Here is a 12,135-nt window from a genome sequence, read left to right as displayed (position 1 = left end):
TAAATTCTTGTTAAATCTTATTCAGCTGCAGCTTCTTCCTCCTCTTCATCGTCATCATCAGCAATAGCTCCACCTTTCATTGCAGTTCTAGACATCTTAACTGCCACTACCACAGCATTGTCTGGATGCATAAATGTGTAATCTGGAGATTTGATATCACCTACATAAGTTTTGTTACCAATTCTTAGTTTCGTTACATCTATAACGATTTCGTCTGGTAAGTTAGCAGGAAGCGCTTTTACTTTAAGCTTTCTGAAAGATTGTCTAAGTACACCACCAGCAACAACCCCTCTAGATCTACCTGTAATTCTTACTGGCACCTCCATAACCACTGGTTTGTCATCGCTTAACTGATAGAAGTCCACATGAAGGATTCTGTCTGTAATAGGGTGAAACTGAATATCCTGCAATACCGCTGGAATAGTTTCTCCGTTTACTTCAATAGATACCGTGTGTGCCTCAGGAGTGTAAACCAAGTTTTTGAACGATTTTTCTTCAGTAGAAAAATGTAAAGGTTCTTTACCTCCATAAACAACACAAGGAACTAATTCAGCATCGCGTAACGCTTTCGTAGATTTTTTGCCTACGCTTTCTCTTTTCTGTCCTTGAATTGTAATAGATTTCATTTATAAAAAATTTAAAATTGTTTTATTTCCAATTGTTTTTATTTACTGATTATCAATTAGATGATAAATTTATCACTAATAGATCTATGTTCGTGTACCATCTGCATTACTTCGGCAAATAATGGAGCGCAAGATAGCACTTTTATTTTAGATGACAAATTATTTTTGATAGGAATTGTATCAGTTACAATAACTTCTGTTATTTTAGAGTTTTCTATATTCTCGTAAGCCTTTCCAGAAAACACCGCATGAGTTGCCATCGCTCTTACGCTCTTTGCTCCTTTTTCTATGAGGATATCAGCGGCTTTACAAAGCGTTCCAGCTGTGTCTATCATATCATCTATCAAGATAACATTCTTATCTGTTACATCACCGATTAGGAACATTTCCTCCACCACATTGGCTTTTTTTCTTTCCTTATAGGCTATCACAACTTCAGCACCTAAATGCCCTGCATAGTTTTTAGCTCTTTTTGCTCCTCCCATATCTGGTGAAGCAATGGTTAAGTTATCTAAATTTAAAGATTTGATATAATCCACAAAAATAGTAGAAGCATAAAGGTGATCTACTGGAATTTCAAAGAACCCTTGTATTTGGTCTGCGTGAAGATCCATCGTCATAATTCTTGTTGCTCCCGCTGCAGTTAATAAATTGGCTACCAGCTTTGCTCCTATTGGAGCTCTTGGTTTGTCCTTTCTGTCTTGTCTCGCAAGACCATAGTAAGGTATAACCACAGTGATGCTCTTAGCTGATGCTCTTTTAGCCGCATCTATCATTAAAAGCATTTCTAAAAGATTGTCTGCTGGAGGAAAAGTAGAGCCTATCAAAAACACTCTCCCACCTCTTACAGATTGGTCTAAAACAGGTTCAAACTCACCATCACTAAAGGATTGGAAGTTAATTTTCCCTAACTCTTGACCGTAATGTTTTGCGATTTTCTCTGCTAAGTCTTTACTGGTTCTCGTACTGAATAGATAACTTGCCTGATTTGCCATTTTTACTTTTTTATTGAGGTTGCAAAGTTAAAAAAATAAAAGCAGTTTAAAAATTTTAAACTGCTTTTATTCTTTCAATTATTTAAATTTTATGGGAATTTAATTCCTGAATAACTGTTCGGATTCACTTGTGGAAGTGTGGATTTATACTTAGCGTTAATTGCTTTTATAAATTCGTTAGCAATAACCGCATAGCCTCTACCCGTAAGGTGTACCCCGTCTAATGAAAATGCTCCACCTGTTAAAAAAGAGGTAGTATATTTAACTCCATCAAACTGAATTCCAGAAGTGCCATTTAACTCTACCATTTTAGCATTAGCATCTACAAAGGCCAACCCATAAGCATCTGCTAAGGCTTTTATACTTGCATTGTACTTAGCTGTAGCTACCTGTACCCTCTTAGCTTCTGTATATGTTAGAACCTGCTCATCTTTCAAGACTACTTTAGTTCCTCCTCCTTGTTCTTTCACAAATTTTAAATTAGGCAATAGAATAAAATCACTGGAGGTGGTTTGTCTATACGAAGGAATACCCAATGCTGACAGATTGGTTAAATCTTTATCTTCTATTACTAATCCACTAACCACATTCCCTGCAACAAAATTAATTACTCTCTTGTTATATTCTTCGGCAGTTAAAAGTCCCAAAGTTTTAGCTTGTTTTAAAGCAGCATTATACTTACCATAGGCTTCCATAGACATAAGCCCCGCTGCTTGAGCTTCTGTGAGGTCTAATCTAAGCATAGACGGTATTGTTGTAAAGAATGGTATAGAAGTAATATCTGGAATATTCGCGATAACCCCTTTGGTAGCACCTACAGCCTTCATTCCATCTAATATGGCTTTAATAGAAGCGGCTAACACATTAGGGTCCGTGATATCGTTATTTCCATAGGTTCTTGGATCAAGGTTTCCCGTCTGGTCTTTACCAACCCCACCAGAAGCAGCATAGTAAAGAGCATCGTTATTTCCTATCCATAGAGAGAAGAACGTTGGTTTTTGAGCCATAGCATCTTTAAGTACACTCGTATTATCACTTGATGCAAATCTAACAAAGTAAGGGTTAGCCTTTCCCAATGCTAGAGCCGTCTTGCTACCATAGCCATCTGCCACTAAATGAAATGACTTAGCTCCAGGAACTCCCATATTGTTAAAAGCTCCAGTCAGTTTATCTAAAGCCTCAGTAGGAGTTGAAGGTTTAGGAGCTAGAGCTCCTTCCTCTAAGCTTAACACCAATTTACCTGGGAAATCTGGTAAATTACTAAACCCACCTACATCATTAGGCATCATTGGTTGAGTAAACGCACCACCACCCGCTTTCCGCATTTGAGCCGCTATCATTGCTGGATACGATTCTAATTGCCCACTAGAATACAACGCCCTATCCCTATAACCAGAAGTAAGAGAGTTTCCTAGTGCTACATAATTTGAGAAGTCGGCTTCTCCTTTTGTGATAGCAATATCTGCTACATCTGTATCAAAATCTGTTTTACAACTCATAACGGATAACATAGATGCTACCGCTAATGAGGATATCATTATTTTTTTCATAAATCTGTTAAATTAAAAAGGGTTGTAAGATAGGCCTAAACCAAAATATACTGCTTTAGCCTTAGCCTGTCCATAAAAACTATAATAATCATTAGCTACTGTTCTCGCTTGTGGAAAAGCCATTGCACCTGCTAAATCTATCCCTACTTTGTTTAGTTTAAATCCTAAACCTGCTGTAACAACACTAGAGTTAAACGATGGGGTTTCTGGGATAAAATCTTTGTCTGTATAGGGAGATTCATCATAGTAATAGCCTAGTCTGGCTGCTATTTTATCCGTTACCATATATTGGGTTCCGAAACGCCAAGTTTGAGTGTTTTTGAAATTCTTAGGTGTAACAAGTAAGGTAGCATCATTAGGCTGGTTGCCAAGTTTAGCGTTTTCAAAATCTAACGCTAGGTGGCTGTACTCCGACCAGCCTGTATAGTTAAAATCAGCAGAAACTAACCATTTAGGTGTAATCTTGTAAGTTGCTCCTATTGTGTACTCATCTACTAGAGGTAATGTTGCTTTAAAATTATCTTGCCCATTAGCATCAAGTCCTCTTAAAGGATATAAACTTTTCGGCATATTAAACGAAACTTTCCCACTATTAGCTTTCATATCTACTGGCGAACGGTAAGCTACACTAACGTCCCACTTTTCATCAGGTTTAAAGTAAAAACCAAACGAGAAACCTTGTCCTGACGCTTTTCCGTCTTTGATGTTCATTGTTCCATTAACGCTAGTTACAGCTTTATCCCAATTTACAGAGCCTTTAGCGTAAATATAACTTGCCCCTAAAGATACCCAATTGGCTAACTTTACAGATACCATTGGCTGAAAGAAAAAGCTCTTGAGCTCCATTTTCTGAACCATTTCCTTCCCAGCCCAATCTTCGCCCCATTGCACAGTGCTTCCAAAAGGAGTTGTAACACTAAATCCTAATGAAATATCATCTGTTACCTTATAAGCTGCCGCCGCATAGAAAGGCGTTCCTAAAGGATTATCAGTAGTGTAAGAGTTTAAAGTGTTTAAATTCTGATATGTTACGCTAGATAATGCACCAAAGCCTCCTGCTACAACACTTAGTTTGGACGGAATGAAGGATATACCTGCGGGATTAAAGAAAGCCACACTCGCATCTTCTGCGTGAGCACTTGTATGCGCCATAGCCAACTGTTTTACCCCTTGCAAAGAAACTCTAAAGCCTCCTGCTTGGGCTAACACACCGCATAATACTGCCGATGTTAATATTATTTTTTTCATAAACTGTTATGTTAGTTAATTAAAGTTTTCAAATATAGAACTTTTTTTTAAACGATAGCGATAAAATAAGTGATGTTTAAAAATTAAAACTATTCTAAATAGCCAATTTTCAGGATTGATTACAAATCAATAGGAATAAAATATTTTTTTTGTTTAATATTAAACGAACTCGTGATAATGATTACCTGAAAAGTGGTTATTACCCCGTTTTGTAGGGCGTAAGATACCGTTACTAAGGGCTCGCTAACTATTATTTGAGTGGTCATTAACCCGTTTTGTAGGGGATAAGATACCGTTGCTAAGGAGGCGTTAACTATTACTTGAGTAGCCATCGTCCCGTTTTATAGGAGGCAAGATACCGTCGCTAAGGGGACGTTGACTATTACTTGAGTGGTCATTAACCCGTTTTATAGGGAGCAAGATGCCGTTACGAAGGGGGCATCAGCTATTACCTAAGAGGTATTAACCTTTTTAATGTAAAATGCATAAATGCCAATAATATTAAGTCAAATACTATAAAATACACAACGGAGAGCCCAATTTATTTTCACACTATATTTTGGTAAACCTGTTGTAGATGTTCTATTTGATGTAAGTGTCTTAAAATATGATTGACATAGAACATAAAACCATCTCCTAGTCGTAATTTTATCCATTTAGAAATGGAAATATTTATTTTCGTTTTGCTTAAGCTGATGCTTCTAGATAAATTTAGCAACTCTAAAAACCGCTCTTGCTGATAAATAAATCGTTCTAAAACCGATTTATCTAGGTTTTTGTTGATTGGGTTTTTACTCTTTGCTGTTCTCATTTTGCTTTTGGGGTTTGGCAATATCCTTTTTGCAAAATAGCCTCCCAACCAACCACTTTTGAAATCTGCCTCTGGTATGGTATGAGAGGATTTTATTTTTAATTCAAATTCGGGGAGGTAAAAATCACCATATAGATTAAGGTGTTCTACACATTCTAATATATTCCACGAGTGTTCCTGTGGTTTCCAAGTAAGGTAATCTAGGTCTTTAGTTTTAAGAATTTCAGCCGTTGTTATAGCTTCTTTAATTTGCCACTCTAAGGTCTGTAATAAAAGTTCTGTACGCATTTTTTTCTGCAAAGTTCTGTAGCGTAGCTTTAATAAAAATTGATGAGAGTCAAGATTTTTTCAACCTTGATAAAGTTTCGGCACTTATACCTAAGTAATCTGCTATATATTTGTTAGGAATTTCTTGGAAAAGCCTTGGGCTTCGTCTTAAAACACGCAGATATCTTTCTTTTGTAGATGGGGTTAAAATATCTTTCTCGCGTTCCATCTGTTGGAGGAGTAGGTTTTCTAGCAAGGCTATCCATAATTTTTGGTTGTCCTCTTTGTCTAGAAATGCGTCTATTTTGTATTTGGGAATTATTTTCACTTCCGAAGCTTTTATTGCTTGAATTAAAAACTCCGATGGTTTTTGGGACAGAAAAGAATCAAGAGCAACAATGAAATCGCCTGTATAACCTAACCTCACCGTTTGTTCTCGTTCTTTGTTTAGAAGATACACTCTAAAGCTACCTTTAGTGATGTAATAGAGGTTGGTATCTACCGAAGCAGAGGCTTTAAGTAAGTCATTCCTTTTTAAGCGAATGGTTTTCTCCGATAATTTAATGATATTATTGAGGTCTTGGGGCGTTAGCATCAATTATGGTTTTAATTGAGAGTATTTACGGTGTTCCTTTTAGAGCCTTTATTTCATCTCTTAGTTTTGCGGCTAAGATAAAGTCTAATTGTTTTGCAGCAGCTTCCATTTGTTTTTGTTTCTCTGCTATTATTTTCTCCAAATCCTCTGCATTACCATAGCTAACCTTTGTTTCAGCTACCTGCTTCACAATTTCTTTTTGGATATATTCTTGTTTCGGGAAATCAGGTGTATGCCCTACCAAAACATCGGATATTTTCTTATTTAAAGGCTGTGGTATAAGACCGTTAGCCTCGTTGTAGCTCATTTGTTTTTCTCTACGATAGTTGGTTTCATCAATGGTGGCTTGCATAGATTTAGTCATCTTATCTGCATACATAATGGCTTTGCCATTGATGTTTCTAGCCGCTCGTCCTACCGTCTGTATCATTGAACGGCGAGAACGAAGCATACCCTCTTTATCTGCATCTAAGATAGCCACCAAAGATACCTCTGGTAAATCTAAACCTTCTCTAAGTAGATTAACCCCCACAAGTACATCAAAAAGTCCTGCACGCAAATCTTGCATTATCTGTATGCGCTCCAATGTATCTACATCAGAATGAATGTATCTGGTTCTTATCCCAAATTTGGTAAAATATTTAGTGAGTTCTTCTGCCATTTTCTTTGTGAGTGTGGTTACTAAAACCCTCTCATCTTCCTCTGCTCTTTTTTGAATCTCCTCCATTAAATCATCTATCTGATTAAGGGTAGGTCTTACCTCTATAATCGGGTCTAGCAAACCTGTTGGGCGGATAATCTGCTCCACATATTCGCCTTGCGTCTTTTCCAATTCATAATCCGCTGGCGTGGCAGATACATAGATGACTTGGTTTTGCATACTTTCAAACTCCTCAAACTTCAAAGGTCTGTTATCCATAGCGGCTGGTAGCCTAAACCCGTATTCTACCAAATTCTCTTTTCTACTACGGTCGCCGCCGTACATTGCGTGTACTTGAGGTATGGTTACGTGGCTTTCGTCTATCACCATTAAATAATCATTCGGAAAATAATCTAATAAACAAAACGGGCGAGAACCAGGATTTCTACCGTCCATATACCTAGAATAATTCTCTATGCCAGAACAATAGCCTAGCTCTTTTATCATTTCCAAATCCAATTCCGTTCTCTCTTTCAAACGCTTGGCTTCTAGGTTTTTTCCTATTTCATTAAAAAAATCCACTTGCTTTACAAGGTCATCTTGGATTTCTCTAATAGCACTATTCATAGTTTCTTTTGAGGTAACGAATAGATTAGCAGGGTAAATATTAATTTTATCAAAATCACCCATTATGCTTCCTGAAATAGGGTCAAAACTTTGGATTTTATCAATTTCGTTACCAAAAAATCTTATTCTAATCGCATTATCGGCATAAGCAGGAAAAATATCTATCACATCTCCTTTAACTCTAAAACTCCCTCGTACAAATTCATTAACTGCCCTAGAATAAAGCGCATTAACAAGTTTGTGGAGCAAATCTGTTCTAGAAATTTTAGATTGTAGCTCCAATTCTATAAGAGATTTATTAAACTCCGTTGGGTTACCAATACCATAAATACACGACACCGAAGCCACAATAAGCACATCTCGCCTCCCTGAAAGAAGACTTGTCGTAGCGGAAAGCCTTAATTTCTCTACCTCCTCATTTATACTAAGGTCTTTTTCTATGTAAGTTCCCGTACTGGCAATGTATGCTTCGGGCTGGTAATAATCGTAATAGGATACAAAATATTCTACCGCATTTTCAGGAAAAAATTCCTTAAACTCCATAAATAACTGAGCTGCCAAAGTTTTGTTATGGGCAAGAACAATAGTAGGTCGTTGAACAGTATTTACCACATTAGCAATGGTAAAAGTTTTACCAGAGCCTGTAACCCCTAGCAAAGTTTGGTAGGGTTGCCCTTGTTCTATCCCTGAAACCAACTTATCAATCGCTTGTGGTTGGTCTCCAGTAGGTTTAAATTCAGAATGGAGTTTAAATTTCATTTCACAAATATAACTAATAATTAACCATAAACTCATATCTAAAAACACTTATCAATATCATATTACAAAAATGTAAACATTGATAAACATCATAGTTTTTCAAGTAGTTTATCCTTACCTTTGATAGGTTAATTTTATTTGATTATGAAACATAAGAAAATTGTAATTTTTGAATCTGTTGGAGGTAGTGATAAAGGTGCAGACGGACACAGAAAGGATACTCTACCTATCTTAAATTCCATTAAAGATTTAGGCTGGAATGCTGAAGTAGTAAAGTTTGAAAATGATAAAGCTGAAGAAATCTTTAATTATGTAAAAGACAACTTCGACGCTTATATTAGTAGAGTAAATCCAGGCTCGTTGCCTGACAATGAAAAGATATATTTTTCTATTCTATCAAAACTTTCAGAGCATGGTCTTGTAGGAATGAGCGAGCCGAAATCTATGATAAAATTCGGAGCAAAAGATGCTCTTGTAAAATTGGCAAATACTAGCCTTGTGCCTACAGATACTTTCGCTTATTATACCACAGAAGAATTCAGAAAGCATTTCCCAAGAAGTATCTCGCATGGTGAAAGAGTTCTAAAACAAAACCGAGGAAGTACTGGGGAAGGTATTTGGAGAGTGCAGGTGGACGGCAATATTTCTTACCAAGCAGGAGATGAACTCCCTCTAGATACGCCACTCAAATTAACTGAAGCTGTGGACAATCACGTGGAATACAAAACGCTAGAAGGGTTTATGGATTTTTGTGAGAGGTATATTACTGGGGAAAACGGTATGCTAGTAGATATGAGATTTATGCCTAGGATTAAAGAAGGCGAAATTAGAATTCTAATGGTAGGCGAAGAACCTGTTTTTGTAGTACATAAAAAACCAGCCAATACAGAAGATGCTTTCTCCGCGACTTTGTTTTCTGGGGCACAATACCGCTACGATAGCCCCGAAGATTGGAAACCACTAATGGATATTTTCCTTTCTCAACTTCCAAAAGTAAAAGAAATATTAGAGGAGAAAAATACACCTCTCATTTGGACGGCAGACTTTATGCTAGACTATCACCCAGATGGTAGCGACAAGTATGTTTTAGGTGAAATTAATTGTTCGTGTGTAGGCTTTACAAGCCACCTAGATATGGGCATACAAGAAAAGGTTGCTAAAGAAGCTATACGACTAGCAGAAGGCAGATAATATCATTTTTTTGATTTTTTAAATCTCTTAAACTACAAAACTAGTTTAAGAGATTTTTCTTTTTTAAAGACTAACTTTAAAGTCATCAGCATCTCCTAAAAAAGGAAACTTCGTTCTAAATTTATTCAAACTTTCCATATCTAAAACAACCTCTACTAAATCTCCTTTTTTATGAGAAACTTCTCTGCCATCAGGAAAAAAGCAATGAGTGCTTTCAGGATATTCTAATCCATTGCCATCTGTACCTACTCTATTAACCCCAAATACATAGGCTTGATTTTCAATTGCCCTAGCTTTTAACAAAGTATTCCACGCATCTATTCTTTGGATAGGCCAATTAGCCACATATAAAGCCATATCATAATCTCCTTTATTTCTACTAAATACAGGAAAGCGTAAATCGTAACAGATTTGCAGTAAAAATCTCACGCCTTCATACTCCACAATTACTCTATTATTACCTTTAGAATAGACTTTATCTTCCCCAGAGTATGAGAAAAGATGTCTTTTATCATAAAAATGATAATCTCCACAAGGCTTAACAAAATAAAATCTATTATAGTAATTATTGCCTTCTTTCACGGAAACACTACCTCCAATGGCAGCATTTTTATTTTTAGCTAAAACTTTCATCCACTGTAGTGTTTTTTCTTGCTCATCTGCGATTTCTTCTGGTTTCATATAAAATCCTGTAGAGAACATTTCAGGAAGGAGGAACAAATTAGCATCTATACCTTTAAGACTATCTTCTATTTTGCTAAAATTATCTAATGGCAATTTCCACTGAATATCAAAGTTTAAAGCTGTAATTTTAAAATCATTCATAATTAAGTTGAAAAAATGGCGTTACTGTAAGGAAATATATCTTTATTTTTGAGGCTAATTTAAACTAAAAATAGATTTCTATGAAAAAAACACTTTTAATTTTAATGACAGTTGCACTAACTCAGTTTTCGTTTGCTCAGGCTTGGAATGGAAAAGGAGACCAAAAAATACAAATAGGGCTTTCTGCTTGGGGCTACGGTTCTGGGCTATCGGGTACTTATGATTATGGAATTACAGATGCTATTTCGCTAGGAGGTGGAGCTCATTTTTATTTCAATAACAAAAAAGAAAATGGTTTTTTCTTATTCGGTAGAGCTAATTACCACCTACAAGATGCCCTTAACCTACCTGACCAGCTAGACATCTATCCTGGTCTAGATATAGGTGTACTTGGAAATGGGTTTGGGCTAGGAGCTCACATTGGTGCAAGATATTTCTTCACTAAAAAATTAGGCGTTTTTGCCGAAATAGGCAACAACGGAGGACTAGGAGTTTCTATCAATTTATAAACAAAGCCATCAACATCATTAAGAGAGATTACCTTTGGTAGTCTCTTTTTTATTCAAAATCATTTTAGTTTATTACCTTTGCACCAATTTAAAACAAAAATATAACATGGATTTGTTAACCCAAATATTTCAATTTGTTCTTAGTATTTCAATTTTAGTTACCTTACATGAGTTAGGACATTTTATTCCAGCTAAATATTTTAAAACTAAAGTTGAGAAGTTTTATCTTTTCTTTGACCCTTGGTTTTCTGTTGTTAAAAAGAAAATTGGAGAAACAGAATACGGTATCGGCTGGCTTCCGTTCGGAGGTTATGTAAAAATAGCAGGTATGGTGGACGAAAGTATGGACACCGAACAACTTAAAAAACCTGCACAACCTTGGGAGTTTCGTTCTAAACCTGCTTGGCAAAGGCTCATCATTATGCTTGGTGGTGTTACCGTGAATTTCTTTTTAGCTTGGTTTATTTATTCTTGTCTTAGCTTTTTTAATGGAGAAACTTACCGCGATAATAGCAAATTTGAGGACGGAATTGCCGTAAGTGAAGCTGCCCAAAAGATGGGACTACAAAATGGAGACAAAATAGTTGCCATAGATGGTAAACCTGCTGAAAGAATGGAAAACTCTATGATAAACCTGCTTTTATCAGACGAAATTACCGTACTTAGAGAAGGCAAAGAGGTTACTTTTCCTACTAATGAAGATGGTGTAGCGGAAGTTATGAAAGCTAATGAAGTTAGAGCAATTTATTCTGCTAGATTCCCTATAGTTATAGATAGTATTTTACCCAATAGCCCTGCACAAAAGGCTCAACTTAAAAAAGGAGACAAAATAGTTGGTATAAACAATACTCCTATAAAGTATTTTGACAATCTTGCCTCTATACTTAAAAACCTTAAAAATCAAACGACAGAAATTGAAGTTCTGAGAAATGGAAATCTATTGAAGCAAACTATTACAGTAAATAAAGATGGAAAACTTGGTTTTACTCCCAACGAAGAAGAAATATTAAAATCACTTAACAATACTTTAGTAAATAAGGAATACAGTTTACTACAAGCTATACCTAGAGGATTAGAAAGAACAATAGACGCTCTAGTAATGCAAGTAAAACAGTTCAAAATTATTTTCAACCAAAAAACACAAGGTTATAAAAAAGTTTCTGGACCAATAGGTATCGTTAAAATGATGCCAACCTCTATCAATTGGGAAGCCTTTTGGGCATTTACCGCTATGTTTTCGGTATGGCTAGCATTCCTTAATTTACTGCCTATACCTGGTTTAGATGGAGGGCATGTTATGTTTACTCTATGGGAAGTTATTACAGGAAAACCTGTCCCTCAAAAAGTGCTTGAAAATGCTCAAACCATAGGAGTAATTTTCCTTATGGGATTGATGTTACTCATTATTGGAAGTGACATTTTTAAAATTTTTAAATAAATTTTAAAAATAAATTTGGAAGATATTAGAAAAAGTTTCTATATTTGCACCACG

Annotated in this window: 11 protein-coding genes; 3 read left to right on the top strand and 8 right to left on the bottom strand. The window is 35.9% G+C overall.

Annotated features, from left to right (window positions below):
- Positions 1-17: 17 nt before the first annotated feature.
- The 7 genes from RA0C_RS07320 to uvrB form a co-directional block, all read right to left on the bottom strand.
- Complete coding sequence (locus tag RA0C_RS07320) at positions 18-626, bottom strand: 50S ribosomal protein L25/general stress protein Ctc (RefSeq protein ID WP_004916215.1); 609 nt, start codon at positions 624-626, stop codon at positions 18-20.
- Between the two features lie 56 nt (positions 627-682).
- Positions 683-1,621, bottom strand: coding sequence for a ribose-phosphate pyrophosphokinase (locus RA0C_RS07315; protein ID WP_004916214.1), 939 nt, complete (start codon positions 1,619-1,621; stop codon positions 683-685).
- A gap of 89 nt (positions 1,622-1,710) precedes the next feature.
- On the bottom strand, positions 1,711-3,171 hold the full coding sequence (locus RA0C_RS07310; RefSeq protein WP_013447036.1) for an SGNH/GDSL hydrolase family protein: 1,461 nt from the start codon (positions 3,169-3,171) through the stop codon (positions 1,711-1,713).
- A 12-nt stretch (positions 3,172-3,183) separates the two neighbouring features.
- A complete protein-coding gene (locus RA0C_RS07305) occupies positions 3,184-4,419 on the bottom strand; it encodes an OmpP1/FadL family transporter (protein WP_004916211.1) in 1,236 nt (411 codons plus the stop codon).
- Positions 4,420-4,966: 547 nt separating this feature from the next.
- Positions 4,967-5,518 (bottom strand): DinB family protein, encoded by a 552-nt coding sequence (locus RA0C_RS07295; protein WP_004916206.1) that lies wholly within the window; start codon positions 5,516-5,518, stop codon positions 4,967-4,969.
- A gap of 49 nt (positions 5,519-5,567) precedes the next feature.
- Positions 5,568-6,092 carry a Crp/Fnr family transcriptional regulator gene (locus tag RA0C_RS07290; RefSeq protein WP_004916204.1) on the bottom strand — a complete coding sequence of 175 codons (525 nt, stop codon included), beginning with the start codon at positions 6,090-6,092 and terminating at the stop codon, positions 5,568-5,570.
- Between the two features lie 25 nt (positions 6,093-6,117).
- On the bottom strand, positions 6,118-8,118 hold the full coding sequence (gene uvrB / locus RA0C_RS07285; RefSeq protein WP_004916203.1) for an excinuclease ABC subunit UvrB: 2,001 nt from the start codon (positions 8,116-8,118) through the stop codon (positions 6,118-6,120).
- A 144-nt stretch (positions 8,119-8,262) separates the two neighbouring features.
- Here uvrB and RA0C_RS07280 point away from each other — a divergent pair, with 144 nt between their 5' ends.
- Positions 8,263-9,309, top strand: a complete 1,047-nt coding sequence (locus RA0C_RS07280; RefSeq protein WP_013447034.1) for a Cj0069 family protein — start codon at positions 8,263-8,265, stop codon at positions 9,307-9,309.
- A 63-nt stretch (positions 9,310-9,372) separates the two neighbouring features.
- Here the strand turns inward: RA0C_RS07280 and RA0C_RS07275 are convergent, their stop codons facing one another.
- Positions 9,373-10,134: an amidohydrolase gene (locus RA0C_RS07275; protein ID WP_004916199.1), complete on the bottom strand. Its 762-nt coding sequence runs from the start codon at positions 10,132-10,134 to the stop codon at positions 9,373-9,375.
- 80 nt (positions 10,135-10,214) lie between these two features.
- On the opposite strand from RA0C_RS07275, the gene RA0C_RS07270 reads away from it, so the two are divergent.
- Positions 10,215-10,643 carry a DUF6646 family protein gene (locus tag RA0C_RS07270; protein ID WP_004916198.1) on the top strand — a complete coding sequence of 143 codons (429 nt, stop codon included), beginning with the start codon at positions 10,215-10,217 and terminating at the stop codon, positions 10,641-10,643.
- Positions 10,644-10,749: 106 nt separating this feature from the next.
- On the top strand, positions 10,750-12,081 hold the full coding sequence (gene rseP / locus RA0C_RS07265) for an RIP metalloprotease RseP (protein ID WP_004916196.1): 1,332 nt from the start codon (positions 10,750-10,752) through the stop codon (positions 12,079-12,081).
- Positions 12,082-12,135: the final 54 nt, after the last annotated feature.

This window comes from Riemerella anatipestifer ATCC 11845 = DSM 15868 (genome assembly GCF_000252855.1).
Classification (GTDB): domain Bacteria; phylum Bacteroidota; class Bacteroidia; order Flavobacteriales; family Weeksellaceae; genus Riemerella; species Riemerella anatipestifera.
Note: the sequence above shows the minus strand (reverse complement) of the source record. Positions and strands in the feature narration are given on the sequence as shown.